Annotated in this window: 14 protein-coding genes; 8 read left to right on the top strand and 6 right to left on the bottom strand. The window is 33.1% G+C overall.

Features of this window, described 5'->3' with window-relative positions; translation table 11 throughout:
- The coding region (locus tag ACO1DI_RS21995) for a permease prefix domain 1-containing protein (protein ID WP_423145614.1) at positions 1 to 773 on the bottom strand (773 nt) is incomplete at its 3' end.
- A complete protein-coding gene (locus ACO1DI_RS22000) occupies positions 770 to 1108 on the bottom strand; it encodes a PadR family transcriptional regulator (RefSeq protein WP_423145615.1) in 339 nt (112 codons plus the stop codon). The genes ACO1DI_RS21995 and ACO1DI_RS22000, both read right to left, overlap by 4 nt.
- Before the next feature lie 249 nt (positions 1109 to 1357).
- Here ACO1DI_RS22000 and ACO1DI_RS22005 point away from each other — a divergent pair, with 249 nt between their 5' ends.
- The 3 genes from ACO1DI_RS22005 (at position 1358) to ACO1DI_RS22015 (ending at position 3356) form a co-directional block, all read left to right on the top strand.
- Positions 1358 to 2140 carry a hypothetical protein gene (locus tag ACO1DI_RS22005; protein WP_423145616.1) on the top strand — a complete coding sequence of 261 codons (783 nt, stop codon included), beginning with the start codon at positions 1358 to 1360 and terminating at the stop codon, positions 2138 to 2140.
- 324 nt (positions 2141 to 2464) lie between these two features.
- Complete coding sequence (locus ACO1DI_RS22010) at positions 2465 to 2875, top strand: thiol-disulfide oxidoreductase DCC family protein (RefSeq protein ID WP_423145631.1); 411 nt, start codon at positions 2465 to 2467, stop codon at positions 2873 to 2875.
- Positions 2868 to 3356 carry a hypothetical protein gene (locus ACO1DI_RS22015; RefSeq protein WP_423145617.1) on the top strand — a complete coding sequence of 163 codons (489 nt, stop codon included), beginning with the start codon at positions 2868 to 2870 and terminating at the stop codon, positions 3354 to 3356. The genes ACO1DI_RS22010 and ACO1DI_RS22015 overlap by 8 nt, the downstream gene beginning before the upstream one ends.
- A 272-nt stretch (positions 3357 to 3628) precedes the next feature.
- Here the strand turns inward: ACO1DI_RS22015 and ACO1DI_RS22020 are convergent, their stop codons facing one another.
- A complete protein-coding gene (locus ACO1DI_RS22020) occupies positions 3629 to 4327 on the bottom strand; it encodes a FadR/GntR family transcriptional regulator (RefSeq protein ID WP_423145618.1) in 699 nt (232 codons plus the stop codon).
- 1036 nt (positions 4328 to 5363) lie between these two features.
- Here ACO1DI_RS22020 and ACO1DI_RS22025 point away from each other — a divergent pair.
- From ACO1DI_RS22025 to ACO1DI_RS22035, 3 genes are all read left to right on the top strand, one after another.
- Complete coding sequence (locus ACO1DI_RS22025; protein ID WP_423145619.1) at positions 5364 to 6836, top strand: M81 family metallopeptidase; 1473 nt, start codon at positions 5364 to 5366, stop codon at positions 6834 to 6836.
- Between the two features lie 4 nt (positions 6837 to 6840).
- A complete protein-coding gene (locus ACO1DI_RS22030; protein ID WP_423145620.1) occupies positions 6841 to 8064 on the top strand; it encodes a DUF819 domain-containing protein in 1224 nt (407 codons plus the stop codon).
- A gap of 853 nt (positions 8065 to 8917) precedes the next feature.
- Positions 8918 to 9709 (top strand): STAS domain-containing protein, encoded by a 792-nt coding sequence (locus ACO1DI_RS22035; RefSeq protein ID WP_243557679.1) that lies wholly within the window; start codon positions 8918 to 8920, stop codon positions 9707 to 9709.
- Between the two features lie 256 nt (positions 9710 to 9965).
- Here ACO1DI_RS22035 and ACO1DI_RS22040 read toward each other — a convergent pair whose 3' ends face one another.
- Positions 9966 to 11177 carry a macrolide family glycosyltransferase gene (locus tag ACO1DI_RS22040; RefSeq protein WP_423145621.1) on the bottom strand — a complete coding sequence of 404 codons (1212 nt, stop codon included), beginning with the start codon at positions 11175 to 11177 and terminating at the stop codon, positions 9966 to 9968.
- Positions 11178 to 11564: 387 nt separating this feature from the next.
- Between ACO1DI_RS22040 and ACO1DI_RS22045 the strand changes: the two genes are divergently transcribed.
- Positions 11565 to 12155, top strand: a complete 591-nt coding sequence (locus tag ACO1DI_RS22045) for a TetR/AcrR family transcriptional regulator (RefSeq protein ID WP_098197715.1) — start codon at positions 11565 to 11567, stop codon at positions 12153 to 12155.
- 66 nt (positions 12156 to 12221) lie between these two features.
- Positions 12222 to 13430, top strand: coding sequence for a YhgE/Pip domain-containing protein (locus ACO1DI_RS22050; RefSeq protein WP_299634211.1), 1209 nt, complete (start codon positions 12222 to 12224; stop codon positions 13428 to 13430).
- Between the two features lie 142 nt (positions 13431 to 13572).
- Here the strand turns inward: ACO1DI_RS22050 and ACO1DI_RS22055 are convergent, their stop codons facing one another.
- Together ACO1DI_RS22055 and ltrA are read right to left on the bottom strand one after the other, a co-directional pair.
- Positions 13573 to 14163: a DUF4030 domain-containing protein gene (locus ACO1DI_RS22055; RefSeq protein WP_299634209.1), complete on the bottom strand. Its 591-nt coding sequence runs from the start codon at positions 14161 to 14163 to the stop codon at positions 13573 to 13575.
- A gap of 225 nt (positions 14164 to 14388) precedes the next feature.
- Complete coding sequence (gene ltrA, locus ACO1DI_RS22060) at positions 14389 to 16038, bottom strand: group II intron reverse transcriptase/maturase (RefSeq protein WP_226556484.1); 1650 nt, start codon at positions 16036 to 16038, stop codon at positions 14389 to 14391.

A 16038-nucleotide genomic window follows, 5' to 3' on the forward strand; every position in this document is an offset into this window, starting at 1 on the left:
AAAACATTAAACAATAAAAATATTAAAATCCATTTAATATGTAACCTTTTTTGATGATAAGCATTGATAATTGCCCAAATTGTAAACAGTGTCCAGTAAATAGCTCCACCCATAAATAATATAATTACCTGTAATTGATCAAAACTTCTACTTTCTATTAGTACAAACCATTGTTCATTTCCATTTCCAGACGCGGAAGAATCAACACCTAGCCATTTTGGAGCCCAAATCGTTCTTTGATATTGAAAATCTGGTTTCTGTGATTTCCAATGATACTCAACAGAATTTTGGCTAACACTTCTTATATCTTTTGAATTATAGATAGTGACTTCAGATATATAATTCGTATCCTCTACTACAGTTTCAATTTTTCTTTTCATACTGAAGGTCATAACGTCTTTATTTTCTAATTCATTAGATATTAATGTGCTGGTTTCAGATATTCCTTGAGCTGTTGAATCATCAATTTTCCAAAGAAAGCTCCCAATTGATATGGTTATAATTAAACATACTATTGCTATGTAAAGCACGCGCTTTGCAAATATTTTTTGTATCTCAAACAATTGTCCAATAACAGCGCGCATTTCTTTTTCTTCACCAAACCGTTCAATCGCAATTGTAATAGCTTGTTGTTCCGTTTTTCCTTCTGCTTTTAACTCCTGAACTGATTCAAACAAATGATTTTTCATTTCTGCTTTTAGTTCGCGAATTTCTTGTTTATCTCCCTCTACATTTAAATACACAGAATCCACAAATGCTTCTATTCTCTTCACTTCGTTCCTCCCCATAAAAATGAATCCATCAGTTTCTTTATAAATTGCCATTCTAAACGCTTATTTTCAAAGCCTTGCTTACCTAATGAGGTGAGCTTATAATACTTTCTTCTTCCACCAGGACCTTGCTCACTCCCCCAGTAAGAAGAAATCCAATTATTCTTTTCTAATCTCTTTAAAGACAGATAAAGAGTTCCTTCTTTCAGCTCAAATTGTTCTTCACTTTTTTCTCGAACAATCTTAGCCAATTCATAACCGTACATGTCCCTTTGATAAAGTAACGACAAGATCAACGTATCAATATGACCCTTTAAAATTTCTCTATTAATTTCCAAATTACCCACCTCTTAGTTGATTATAAAAAATAATACCTTTTATTACAAGGTATTATTTTTTATAATTTATAGTTACCATAGTGTAGTTTCTAGGAACCTAATATCTAAAAACACTTTTTATCTCATGAAGGATTTTTAGGTATTTTAAACGTGTAAAACAGAATAAATATATCAAAGTATGTTAATTATGGATTAAAGATGTAAAAAACGTCTTTTTCACTCCCCTAATAATTCCATAGGAGAACATACATGAAAAACTATACAAACGATAACACAGCAAGACGCTATATAGCTCACGTTAGTATATTTGGAACCACTCAGATTCACTTAAGAAATCCCTACATCATAGCCTGGTGGTCAGCAGCCTTTCCTGGCTTCGGACATTTACTTTTATCTAAATATCTTCGAGGATTTGTTTTATTTATTTGGGAGGTTGTTATTAATCTCCAGTCAAATATAAACGTGGCTATGATTCATTCCTTTCAAGGGGACATAGACATGGCGAAAGAGTCACTAAACACTAGGTGGCTTCTCATTTATATTCCTGTTTATATCTTTGCCATATGGGATAGTTATCGAACGACGGTTGATTTAAATAAAATATATCTCTTAGCTGAAAGAGAAAATCACACCTTTAATTCCTTTAGTATGGGAGCTATGGAGATTAACTACTTGGATAAAAGAAATCCTATGATGTCTATCATATGGTCCTTATTTATGCCAGGTTTAGGTCAGCTTTATATTCATCGAATAATCGTTGCTTTTTTTATTGTTACTTGGACCGTTGTTTTCTTTTACTATTCTCATCTTCTTGAAGCTATTTCTCTTCTCTTTTTAGGCGAAATCCAGAAAGCTACCAACGTATTAAATCCAGAATGGTTACTGTTTTTCCCTTCTCTTTATGGGTTCGCCACTTATGATGCTTATATCAATACAGTTGAAAATAATAAGCTTGCTGAAAAAGAACAAAAGAACTTTCTAAAGAAAACCTATCAAAACCCAGACTTTTATATCGAAAAGGGAAAAAGGTGAAAAGATGACATGCAGATCTTTGCTACATTTGGATGGGTTGAATCATCAAAAAATATGATTGAGTTACAGAAAAGCTACCTTTCCCAGAGGTGGTTTTTCTGTTTTTTACGCTGTATACGATATACAGAAGTAGTTAACATAATCAAAATTCTAGGAACTTTTAACAAAAAATAAAGCTCATCTAACAAAATTGTAAGCCCGTCTTACATTATTGTTAGGTGAGCTTTATTAAATCTCGTATTATAATTGTTTGTAAGAAATATTTACAATTAACTAAAGGGATGAGATATATTGAAGGTGAAAAAAGACAATCAACCTATTATTATGTTTGATGGTATATGTAACGTATGTAATCATTGGGTTCAATTTGTGATAAAAAGAGATCCTAAAGGCATATTTAAATTTTTGTCTCTTCAATCAGATTTGGCACGTTCATTGATAATAAATCACAATCCGAATAATACGCAATTGGATTCCATTATCTTAATTGACAACGGTCAAATATATACGGAATCTACAGCAATCTTACATATCATGAATAAGCTTACCGGACCTATAAGGTTTTTCATTCTCTTTTGGATAATACCTAAAAAAATCCGAGATAGAGCGTACCGTTTTATTGCAAAGAATCGATATCGATTCTTCGGGAAAAAAGAGAGTTGTCTCGTCCCTAGCAAAGAAATACAAAATAGGTTTATTAAAACGAAAATAGAAAGTGGGAAAATCAATGAATAGAAGTACATTTCTAAAAAAGCTTAGAATGACAATTATCACTACATTTAGATGGTCTTTAGCATTAACTTTCTTGATTTACGGCATTTCCAAAATCTATCCAGGCCAGTTCTCTACTGGCGACTTTATATATGACTCGACAAAGGACTCAGCAATGCAATTGGCTTGGCACTTCTTTGGATATTCGGATACATATAATCTTTTTATTGCTTTTGGAGAAATAACAGCAGCCTTATTATTAGTGATTCCAAAGACAGCAACTTTAGGAAACATTATTTATTTACCTATCACAGTAAATATTACTATTCTTGATTTTTGTTTTGAGATACCAGCTCGTTCTGTTACCACGTTGTTAACCTTTATGAGTATAGCTTTACTTTTCTTTGAATATAAAAAATTAAAAAGAGTCTTTTTTGACTCTCCAGTAACAGCTGAAACGTCTACCCCAACAGGTTTTATGAAAAAGAAGGTGAACATACAATGATTGTTCTACCTATTATATTTGTCAGTTTAGGAATTTCTTCTTTTTACTATTTTATTCTTAAAAAAGAAGCTTGAGATGAATACAATATACAAATCCAGTTAACATAATGTCTCATTTCGGAACGCAAAAAAAAAGAAAACCCTTGGGAGGCAAGGATTCTTTCATAACTTTTTTAGCAACTAATTTTCTTTTGATTTTACCTCTCTTTTCCATCATTTGATTAACAATTTAGGAAATGCCATATAATAAATTTTCTGAATGGCTATTAAAAGTTAGTTAATATCTTTATAAAAATTCTTAGACTCTAAATAGATATAATCTAAAACCTCTTGTAGTTGCTTTTTGTCCTTACTCTTAAAAGACTTAACTAATTCCGTCCTCTGCTTAATTGCAAAGTCCCAAGAATCTTCAACTATAATTAATTTTTCATATGTTTCTCTTCTTAAGTGGATAATTGTTTGCATTAATTTAAAAAAGACTTTGTTTTCAGTTATTTCCCCTAGATAAAAGTCCATTTTATCAATTAGGTCAACAAATCCTTTAACGTCAGATCGAGGGTAAGTTTTTAAGTTTTCTATTAGTACATTTAAATCTTTAATATTTTTTACTTCCAATTTATCAATTGCTAGCATATAGACTTCTAATTCAATAAGTTTTCTGGCTCTGTAAACCTCTTCAATGTTGAACTGTTCTTGGTAAAATAGCAAGGTAACAGTCTGGCTAGGCATGATAGAATGATTTCTTCTTACAAAGTTACCTTCTCCGGGTCTAATCTCTATAAAGCCTATAAGTGAAAGAGATCTTAACGCTTCCCTAACTCTACCTCGACTTACATTATACATCTCTGCTAGGCTTCTTTCATTAGGCAATTGCTCTCCTTCTTTTAATTGCCCGGATGTAATGAGGCTTGCTATTCTCTCCATAACCTGTTCTGTAATTGTAGTTTTCTTTATAGGTTGATATAGTGACAAACTTGTTTCCCCCTAGAGAATCATTTAAAGATGTTAACGTTTCTATTCTCCACATTTATTTCGTATAAAGATATCTGACTTTTCTTTAGTTTAATATAGTTACTTGAAGAAATACAAAGATAATTTTGTTTTGTTTACTTTCATATTTAATTTTTAGTTAAATTCTAAACCCTTTTTAACTCTTTAGGTACACTACATCAATAGCATTTTCAACTCAGTAAATTTACGCCTGGTACTAGTCTGAACATACTGCAAAACATCAAATATCACTGTAATAATGCTAATTCATTCGCGGTTATTTTGCCACTAAAAACATTGCGCCATATTAGAGTTAAGAAAAAAATTATATAAGTATGAAGAATAAGAAATATTAAAAGAAGGGGAGGTAAAACAACCAGAGGGAGAGTTGACTAGAAAAGGCACTTATGTTTGTTATCCAAACGGGAACGGTTCTGGCAAACTCGGAAGAAAATAAGAATCATTTATCGTTTAAGACAAAAGACTAACTATATTATAAAAAAGCAAAGCTTACTTTTTTCTTACTAGAAAGGCTGAAGTTTAATAAGGTAAGAAGAAACCTTTTATTAGGAGAGGCGATGTTTCATATTGTGCGTGTATTGAAAAAAAGCCGCCATTAGGTTTATAGAAACGCGAACGCTATATTAATTGTTAAAATAATATTTAGGGAACACTGGTGCCTATAAAACCTGATTTTAATTATCCAAATGACAATCGTCAAATATGTTGTCAGGGAATATGACACGTAATCTTATTTAATTATGTAAGATTTATTAAGTGGCAAATAAACTAGGTGGATTATAGGACTAGGGAAACAGTAAGAATTCATTGTCCTTAGCCGATGCTTATCTCAAGCGTTTTAAAAAAATTGTTGACTTTTTTTAATTTCTTTTGCAATAATTTATGATATGAATATTCTGAAATTTTTAAAACTTGTTTATGCATCTTTGAATTAAAAGGAAGCTATTAATTTCATTGGTACTACCATACTACCTCATAACATTAAAGGAGTGAGATTTTGAGAATAGCTGTAGGACAAGTAACCCACGAAACAAATACATTTAGTCCCATAAAAACAACTATTAATACGTTTAAAGAAACTGAATGGGGAACTGGAAACTATATTTTTGAGAAACATGAAGGGGTAAATGATTATCTAGGTGGAATGATAGACTGCTTTAAAAGTTATAAAGTAGATATATTACCGACATTTAGTGCCTATACTCCTCCTTCGGGAATCATTACATATGATACATATCTATCTTTAAAAAATGACCTTCTTGCTCAGTTAAAGAGAGTAGAGCCTTTTGACGGCATATGTCTTAGTTTGCATGGAGCTGGAGTAGCAGAAAGCGTGGATGATTTAGAGGGAGCACTGCTAAAAGAAATTAGAAATAATTTTGGATATGATATTCCGGTTGTTGTCGCTCTTGATCTACATGCAAACGTAACAGAGCTTATGGTAAATGAAGCAACCATGTTACTTGGTGTGATGGAATACCCCCATATCGATTCATATGAATGTGGATTTAAGGCAGCATTATCTTTAATTAAAATTATTAATCATGAGTTTAATCCAGTCATGAGCATAGAAAAGCTCCCTTTACTTATACCCACATATCCAACAGATATGGAACCAATGAATTTATTAAATGATTTCTGTAAAGAAATAGAGACATTAGATGACGTAGTAGGTTGTACCATTTTTCATGGTTTTCCCTACACGGATATACCAAATCTAGGTGTTTCTGTCCTCACTATTACAAATTCTAATAAAGTAAAAAGTATACAGATTTCAAAATTAGTCTCACAAGAAATATGGAAATATAGAAAGGACTTCAATCTTAAATACCCGTCGCCTGATCAAGGAGTTCAAGAAGCACTAAAAAGGGATACAGCACCGGTTTTAATAAACGAAACGTCAGATAATCCAGGTGCTGGAACACCGGGGGATGGCACGCACCTTTTAAAGGCGCTATTAAATCATGGCGACATAAAAAGTTGTTTTGGCTTCATTAGCGATAAGAAAGTTGTGAATACAGCAATCCACCATGGTATAGGTTCTTACATTGAGGTTTTACTTGGAGGTAATACAGATAATCTTCACGGGGATCCATTAAAGATAAGGGCTTATGTTAAAAGTATTACAGATGGAAAGTTTATACAGAGTTCGCCAATGTGGTCTGGTCTGGAAGTAAATATAGGACCAACTGTAAGACTTCAAGTAGGGAAAACCGACATTATCGTCTCATCTTTACGAAATCAGACTTTTGATGAACAAGTCTTCTTACTGCATGGAATTAATATATTGGATTATAAAATTATAGGGATTAAATCAAGCGTTCACTTCAAAGCATCTTTTAAAGAGAATATTAAAGACATTATCACTGTAGATTCACCAGGACTAAGCACTTGTAATTTACATATCTTTAATTACAAAAAACTAAACAAATCTATTTATTACCCTATATCTGATAATTTGGAGGATTAAGTTGATGATTTACACTATTGTTCAATCTAACGACACATGGACGCTTTGGGGTATATTAGCAATCTGGGCAACTATAAGTATATTTCTAGAACAAAAGTATAAGTGGGCCGCAATGGTTTCTGGAGCTATTATTGCCTTGCTTGGTTCACTAATACTTTCAAATTTAAATGTTATTCCAACTGAATCACCCGTTTATGACGCGGTGTGGACATATCTTCTGCCTCTAGCAATACCTATGCTACTGCTTCAAATAGACATAAGACAGTTGTTCAAAGAAAGTCACAAACTCGTAGTAATTTTTCTAGTGTGTTCTTTTGGAACTATTGTAGGTACTACTTTAGGATTCATGTTATTAAGGGATTACATCCCTGAATTGGACAAAATCGCTGCAGCAATAGGAGCTTCATACGTAGGTGGGGGCGTCAATTTTGCGGCAGTCACTGCGAAATTTCAGCCATCCAGTGATATAGTATCTGCTACTGTTGTTGCTGACAATATGGTCATGGCCGCAATATTTGCACTTTATATGCTAATCCCATCCCTACCCTTTTTCAGAAAGAAGTATAATACACCTTCCATTGATGCCGTGGAAAAACAACAGAAAAATGGATCTAGTTCATCAGCAGATGATTATTGGAACAAAAAAGAGGTATCATTAAAAGACATTGCTGCCACGGTGGGTATTGCCTTCTTTTTGGTTGTAGTATCTTTTAAACTGGCGGACTTCTTTAATGAAGTTATACCCGATACTGAAGGAACTTCCATCTTTCTTGTATTATTAAATAATATATTAGGTGAAAAATACCTGTTACTTTCTACTATTACCTTTTTAGCAATTTATTTATTTCCTACCTTTTTTAAACAAATTAATGGCAGTCAAGAAATTGGAACGTACCTCATTTACATTTTCTTTGTAGTAATCGGTGCGCCAGCTTCAGTTTCATTAATTATCGAAAAAGCACCACTTTTAATCGTTTTTGTACTGATTGTTGGTCTATTCAACCTAGCAACTGGATTGATAGCTGGTAAGCTATTTAAGTTTGATCTTGAACATATTTTATTAGCAAGTAATGCATCTGTAGGTGGTCCTACTACCGCGAGTGCCATGGCTATTGCAAAAGGGTGGGGAAGCTTAGTAGGCCCGATTCTTGTTGTTGGTACTCTTGGCTATATAATTGGAAACTATGTAGGAATTAGCTTAGGTTATTGGTTTATGTCAATGAATTAATCTACGTATCTAACTGTAGTTTAATGGTTAGATACTGAATAAAAGGCACACTACATAGTGATAATAACGGTATAGTGAGTATTTTTTCTAAGGTATACTACTGTAACAATTTGAACAAACTACTCAAGATGCTGCGAAGCTTCTATTTGGCAATCCTTACTACTTTCTTGAGTTCACAACATGCTTCTTGACCGAGCTACTGATCCCCGTTCAGTAGCTTGGTCTTTTTAAATTGTATATGATATAAATCTTTAGTTAACATAAAACAAAATATCGGAAGTGAAATATATTTTATAAAAAATATCATATTCCATGTTTCATTTTAATTAAAACGGGTATGGAAACCAATACGGACTGGAATTTTACAGGAAACAGCCTTAATTGGATCCGTTTGCTTTTTTATTTAAATTTATACAATGAATAACAAGTAGCAACATGAGCAAACTATTCTAGACGCCGTGAGGCGTCAGCGAAAATCCTTAAAGCAATAGAGCAGAAAAAAACTACCTCTTTAGATTGGAAAGAGATAGGTTTTTTTCTGTTTTTAGGCTGTATATGATATACAAAAGTAGTTACCATAATGGATTTTTCAGGTATCACCACATACTTTTAAGTTGCCTTTATATATTGATAAATAGCGCCTTTTCAGCAAGTACGAGTTATGCTATTAACGGAAGAATAGTCAACAAGTTAGGTATGATATGATGACAAAAGCCCTCTGCTTCTAAATAGGTTAGAGGGCTTTTGTATCTTATAGAAAAAATATAGTATTTTCTCCATATAACTAAAAAATAAAGGGAGCTATATGAACATGCAACTTATAAATATAGAGCAATTACAGCCCATTAGAAATATGATTATCCAACGTAGAGAAGAACTAGCAGAAATGAAAAAACAAAACCTCGAGGTTGTTCATGATGTTTATACAGAATTAACCACGTTTAGGCTAAACCTTCTTACTATTTATGCGGATTCTATTCTTGTAGAGAAAGATATTGCTGCTGATATGATTAAAGAATGGGGAGAAAATATTTCTGCGCTACTCGTTAACCGTGGACTTCCTTTAGACCTAGCACTAGAAGAAATCAGTTACTATAGAGATATTATTGGAGAAGTAATTAAAGATGAAGCAAATGATAAAAGGTTCTCTCTTGACGTTTTCTATGAGATTATTTCACATTTTAATACCATTGTAGATGATGCTGTACAATGGGTCAGTAAATCCTATATAGAAGACTATGCTAAACAAATAAAACATGCTCAATACGCAATCGATGAGCTGTTAATACCTATTGTTCGTATGACAAAAGAAACGGGTATCCTTCCTTTAGTAGGCGATTTAGATACCCAAAGAGCCCAAATACTGATGGAAAATGCATTGACCAAAGGCAGTGAGTATCAATTAAAATGGCTCATTATTGATTTGTCAGCTGTTCCTATTATTGATACGATGGTGGCCGATCAACTCTTTAAGGTCATTGCAGGATTACAACTAATAGGCGTACGTGTTGTTCTAAGTGGCATCCGTTCTGAAATTGCCCAAACTATGGTCGGTTTAGGCATAACAATTGATCACATTAAAACGTTTGGTAGCTTACATCAAGCTGTTTCTTATACAAATTCTTTTACCCCATCAGTAGGATAAATTATTTGTATTAAGTATAAAAGACAGGTACACTAGACAAACTACCCAAGACGCCGTGAGGCATCTACCACTACAAAACCATATTTGCTATTTAAAACAAAGCCCCTCTATCCTACATAGAATAAAGGGGCTTTGATAACCTAATGTTTAATATAGACAGTAAGTAAAAGAAGTCTCCCATTGAGACTTCTTTTTTATCTTCATTAATTTTTCTTTTTAGACTGATTTAAATGTTAGGGTTAAAAATCTGATGAAATTAAATAAGACCTTCTATTTTATCTTTCTTTTTAAATTCTAAAATGGCTTCTACTGCCTTTTTGTATCCTCCAGAATCCCTTAACGATTTTCCAATTTCCAAGCTTTTTTCTCTAAATGAAGAGTTCGATAGCACTTGTTCTGTTGCATTTCGTAAGGTAATAGCATCTAATTCTTGACGATTAAGTTGTAGACCAGCTCCTAATTCTTCAATCCAATTAGCCACTATTAGCTGATCGCCCACAACAGGCATAACAACAAGAGGAACTCCAAAATAAAGCCCTTCACTTGTACTATTCATTCCACCATGAGTAATAAAAACATCTGCTTGTTCTAGTATTTCTAACTGAGGTACATAATTACGTATAATGAAATTAGATGGAATATCTTTAAACTGGCTAATGTCCGTTTGTTTTCCTACTGATAATACAACTGTAGCCTGTATTTCTTGAAATGCTTCAAAGCAAGTAGTATATAACTCAGGTTGCTGGTTAAATATTGTTCCCATTGAAATAAAGATAAGCTTATTACCAGAAATATTTTTTAATGAAAGAGTTTCTACATCATTTCGAGGCGCAATAGAAGGACCAACAAAGATAAAAGAGTTATCAAACTTTTCAGCACGAGGTTGATATGATCTTGAAGTATATACAAGAGTAATATTGCCAGGGCAAGACATAAGCTTATGATTATCGTTGATTGTTATACCATATTTTTGTCTCCATTTTTTTAATATCTCTTCAAGTTCTTGATATGTTGGAGATGTCTTATTAATTTCTCCTCGACTTTTCATCACGTTCGAAAAGACCTCTTCATCAATAGCAAACGTTGTACAAGACGATATTTTAGGTATATTCAATATATCAGCAATCATCCATCCTGCGGCGAAATTATTATCATAAATAACGTAGTCGTATTTTTCAGCTCCTATGTCCTCTAGAACACCTTCTATGACTGTATCCGCAGAGCGTACCATATATAATAGCATTTCAAGAGGGTCCATTCTTTTCGCCATTTTTTTCACTAGATCTGCATTGCGTGTAAAATTTTTATAAGGACGAAATGTAGCTCCCGTTTTCTCAATTTTATTTCTATATTCCTCTACACAGTAATAGACAACCTCTTCACCCTTTTTTAGGAGTTCTTCCACTAATGCAATGGTAGGATTGACGTGACCTTCTCCAGGATAATTAAGGAATAAAACTTTTCCCATCTTAATTCCTCCTTTTATAATATAAATAGTTCATGTCATTATACCATTTGTTGTTTTTCTACACATTATTACATCTTTTTTAAGGTCAGTTTACTAAAGAAAAGAATTAGAGGTGTCTAGTATGAAGTATTTTACTTTCATTGTCTCTACACCATCCATTGTAATGGTTAATTTCTTTAGTATATTAGTCGACCCTGCTTATCATATAGTTTCTAATTAACATAATGTAGCTTCTAGGTAGAAGAAATATTAACTAATTGCACTTGATCAAAATTAAATAAATCACCAAAAAATATATTGACAATTTTAATTTGGTAATTTATGCTATAAAAGCAAGTGATTGCTTGCATTTACTGTTTTTAAAACTTTTTCAAGGGTAGGTTGAATATGAATAAAATGAAAGACACATCAGATCGTATTATAGAAGCGTTTTTAGAACTATTCAGTACTCAAGGATATAAAGGAACAACGACACGTGCCGTGGCAGAATTAGCAGGTGTAAACGAAACAACTATTTTCAGGAATTTTGGAAGCAAAAAGAAGATAATGGAAAAATCAATAAGTTATATATCGCGTAATATTGTATTAAACAAATTAATGCATGAGGAAATTACATGGAACTTAGAACATGATTTGTTAGTAATCTCAGATGGTTATCATCAATATATTGAGAACGAGAAAATGAGAAATCTAATTTTCATTAGTTTACAAGAAGCTCGAATGTTTCCAGAGCTCAGTGAAGCTATTGCATTAATTCCCAATCAGTTGAAAGACGAGTTGGTTTCATATTTTACTGAAATGTACAAGAGAGGTAAACTCATTGAAACTAACATGGAAGCTCAAGCCATGAATTTTATTTGGATGAATTTTGGTTACTTTCTCTCTAATTCTCGCTTTAGTAAAAATTCATTTTCTGATTCAAAGGAAAATTTTCTAAAATACAGTATTCAGCTTTTTTCTAGGGGGTTAACTCCCTAATATTTTTTGCAACAAAAGCAAGTGAATACTTGCTTTAGGTAGTTAAATAAAAAGGAGTGTATAATGATGAAAACTTTTAAAAATTTCTTTAAGCACCGCGAGACTTATATTGGAATTGCAACAGCTTTTGCTTTTTTACTAATCTTTTTCTGTGTATGGATGACTGCCTATGATGGTGTTACAGACCGTGTAGACCAATTAAAAGTTGGGTTAGTTAATAATGACACTCAAATGGGAAACAATATTTCAAAGAACCTAGAGAAAAATTTACCTTTCAAAGTTAAAGCTTATAATTCTTTAACATCTGCTAATGGAGATATGAATAAGCGCAATTTAGATATGGTTATAAACATTCCTGCAAATTTCTCCAGTTCATTAAAAGAGAATAACAAAACAGAGATAAAATATTTTATTAACCAAGCAAATTCATCTTTAACAAAACAAATTATGTCTGGAGCAGCAAAAGATATTACACAAACCATTAACAAAGGAGTATATACGTACAAACAAGAACTTATCCTTTCCAATCTATCTACAGGACTAAGTACATCATTGCCATCAGAAGAGTTGGCACAAAAGTTATCAAAAAACATTACAAATGTGCTAAATTCTTTAACTGTTGATCCTGTTCAATCATCTGTTAAGAAAACCAACAATACAGAAGGTTTTGCAGCAACTATGCTTCCATTATTAACTGTTCTCGCTTCATGGGTTGGTGCTATGATTATGAGTTTGAACCTTAATGGTGTTTCAATGCAATTAAAGAAAACCCATGGTAAGTGGCCTATCTTTTTCACAAGACAGTTTATTAATATCGGCGCATCTATTATTTTAGCTTTTGTTACCTTATTATTTATGTACGCATTTGATATAAAACTGAATACAAACTTATTTCAAACTTGGATATTTCAAACTTTAGTAGTTTTCTCTTTCTTATGCCTAACACAGATGTTTGTTGTTATATTTGGCCCAGCTGGTATGGTATTTAATATTATTTCACTTTCATTGCAGCTAGTTACTTTTGGAGTTATTGTTCCAAAAACGATGTTATCAAACTTTTATCAAACTGTAGGTTCCTATTTTCCCGCAACATACGTGGCAGATGGATACTACACAGTAATTTTTGGAGGAACAAGTTTATCACACGACATGAGCATCCTTCTTCTTATGTCACTTGTTACTGTATGTATCGCAATTGGAAAAGTAGCTATACAGCCAGGTGCTAAATTTGAATCAAAACCCTTACCTGCCGAAAAAAATGCTATGGTGCACTAAAATAAACACATATAGATTTGCTTACTTTATCAAATGGATTTAAAGAAGAAACCTTGTTTACATAGTCCACGTTATCGGTAGAAATAAAGCTCCCAGAAGCGTTATATACTTCTGGGAGCTTTATTGTGCCGTTATGTATTTTTTAGCTAATGACCTGATCATCTTGATCATAAATAACAATCTTGTAAGAATCACCTTTAGATTGTTTCTTTATATCTTTAGTTTGGATAAAGGTATTTACTTCTTTTTTAATTTTTTCACTATACTCTTGAGCACCGTCATCAGACTTATTTATAGGAGTAACAATAGCGACTGTAACAGGCTGTTTCAATGTAACGTCAGTCTTTTTATATGTTACATTTTTATACTCTTTATTCTCTTTCAAATCTACAAGAACCTTATTCTCGATATCCAGCCAACGATTCTCTTTTTCTAATTGTTTAACATTTCTCTCGCGAACGTCAACTTTATAAGCACTTAAACCATTTTCTTTTAATTGACGTTTAATATCTGCTTTTACTTTGTTTGCATCTTCAGTGTCCTCTACCTCAACTTTTACATCTTTTGATTTCAAGTCTTGTCCAATACTTAAAACGACGTATTTATCAGATATATCACTAAGGATAGTATCTAAATTCTTATCTTTAATAGTTGAAGTTGTATCAGCATTTTGACAAGCTGCAAGTAGTAATGCAAAACAAATAAAAAATACGATGTTTCTTATTAATTTCATTCTTTCCTCTCCTTATAGATATGATTGTTCTCTCTGAAACGAACCATACAATTATTTCATAAAATAGAAAAAAATAAAAATAAAATCTTCATTTTAAGTTGAATACGATATACAAAGTTAGTTAAGTCGGGTAGGCAGGCACTCTCACGAGCGCCCGCCCCCCTAAGAACCGTACGTGACAGATTTCCCGTCATACGGCTCAAGCCTTCTTTTTATCCGAACAACTTATTTAATACATGGTACATGTACTAATTTAGTCAATTCACCTATAGAAACCTCTAGGTTTCGCACTGTAACTTTCTCTCCATTTTGTAGAGTCTGCTTACACAATGCACAACGATATCCTTGTTTCCTTGCGAGTTTCATCCTATCTAAAGTGTTTTCGCTATTAAAGACCTTTCGGTCTCGCTTTTCCCAATACTCTTTTAGATTCGGATCATCTGGGCTGTTCTTGTAGGCTACCATGACATGTCGTTCTATTTTAATCCAAGACATCTTCAACAATTGAATATTAGTAAGTGGACATGTGAGAATCCATTTATTATTTCCGCCATGGTGGGGTTTCTTAAAATAGCGCTTATTAATCCACTTCCAAGACTTCCTTGGATGCAATTGTCTAAGATGTTTCCTTATTTTCAAGAAGACGTAGTTGTCTATATAACCAAACGTCTTTTTAGAAACGACATGTTTCCAATACTGTCCGTAACCACGAATAATTGGGTTTAAAACACGTATTAGTTCTTTTACTGGTCGTCCTCGCATCACTGCGAACGTATCTTTTATCTTGCTTTTTGCTTTTCTGATACTGTCTTTACTGGGTTTGATTAATAACTTATTGCCTTGTTCCGTTTTGTATTGTCGGAGTGAAAAACCAAGGAAATCAAACCCATTCTCGATATGTGTAACTCTGGTTTTATCTTCACTCAGTTTAATTCCTCGCTTTTGTAAGTAAGGATTGAGTTTCTGATACATACTTTCAGCTTGTTCCTTCGTTTCCGTTACGATGACGAAGTCATCTGCGTAGAGAATACGTCCTATTTTACATTTTGGATCAATTTTATATCCTCCATTTGATTTGTATGTCTTCCTATAGACGATACCAATCTCTTCTTCCATCCCACATAACGCGATATTGGCCAGAAGAGGGGACACAATACTTCCCTGAGGAGTTCCTTCTTTTGTTTTATGAAGCATATCCTGCTCTATGTATCCCATTTTGAGCCATCTTTTAATGAGAGTATTTCCTGAGAACGAAGATGTTTGTTCTACTATCCAATTATGACTAAGATGGTCGAAACATCCTAAGAAGTCTCCTTCAAATACCCACTTTTTCTTACTATTCGTGTTCAGCTTGTTAAAGAGGTTACTTATAGCATCATGGGTGCTTCTTTTAGGACGAAAACCGTAGGAAGTGGCTTCAAATCTAACTTCCCATTGCGGTTCCAGTGCATTCTTTACTACGTTTTGATACACTCGATCTCGTATCGTCGGAATACCGAGAGGTCTTAGCTTCCCATTTTTTTTAGCGATAAATGTTCGTTTCGCTGGCTTTGGGCGATGCTTAAAGACATTATATTTTAGCAGTTGTTGATATAGTGTGATACGTTCATTTGATTTTAAGACCGTACAGCCGTCTACACCAGGTGTTCGCTTTCCGGTATTTTGTTGCGTCACTCTGCGAATAGAGAGTAGTAGATTTGCTTTACTCCTAAGGAGTAAACGTTGAAGTTTTCGTACTCTTCTTCGTTGATTCTGTTGTTCGGCACGATAAATTCTTTGTCGTAACTTCGCTACATATTTTTGTATAATACTCCAATCAATAGAGTACCAATCTTTATGCGAGACGTGCGCCGACGCTCGTAGAGAGGTATTCAT

Origin of the sequence: Priestia sp. 40, from assembly GCF_049368575.1 — a bacterium.
GTDB classification, from domain to species: Bacteria; Bacillota; Bacilli; order Bacillales; family Bacillaceae_H; genus Priestia; species Priestia zanthoxyli.

What these genes read in the sequence shown, in the direction of transcription:
- ACO1DI_RS22005 (WP_423145616.1), top strand. Translation starts at nt 1,358, where the DNA reads ATGAAAAACTATACAAACGATAACACAGCAAGACGCTATATAGCTCAC.
- ACO1DI_RS22010 (WP_423145631.1), top strand. Translation starts at nt 2,465, where the DNA reads ATGTTTGATGGTATATGTAACGTATGTAATCATTGGGTTCAATTTGTG.
- ACO1DI_RS22015 (WP_423145617.1), top strand. Translation starts at nt 2,868, where the DNA reads ATGAATAGAAGTACATTTCTAAAAAAGCTTAGAATGACAATTATCACT.
- ACO1DI_RS22030 (WP_423145620.1), top strand. Translation starts at nt 6,841, where the DNA reads ATGATTTACACTATTGTTCAATCTAACGACACATGGACGCTTTGGGGT.
- ACO1DI_RS22035 (WP_243557679.1), top strand. Translation starts at nt 8,918, where the DNA reads ATGATTATCCAACGTAGAGAAGAACTAGCAGAAATGAAAAAACAAAAC.
- ACO1DI_RS22040 (WP_423145621.1), bottom strand. Translation starts at nt 11,177, where the DNA reads ATGGGAAAAGTTTTATTCCTTAATTATCCTGGAGAAGGTCACGTCAAT.
- ACO1DI_RS22045 (WP_098197715.1), top strand. Translation starts at nt 11,565, where the DNA reads ATGAATAAAATGAAAGACACATCAGATCGTATTATAGAAGCGTTTTTA.
- ACO1DI_RS22050 (WP_299634211.1), top strand. Translation starts at nt 12,222, where the DNA reads ATGAAAACTTTTAAAAATTTCTTTAAGCACCGCGAGACTTATATTGGA.
- ACO1DI_RS22055 (WP_299634209.1), bottom strand. Translation starts at nt 14,163, where the DNA reads ATGAAATTAATAAGAAACATCGTATTTTTTATTTGTTTTGCATTACTA.
- ltrA (WP_226556484.1), bottom strand. Translation starts at nt 16,038, where the DNA reads ATGAATACCTCTCTACGAGCGTCGGCGCACGTCTCGCATAAAGATTGG.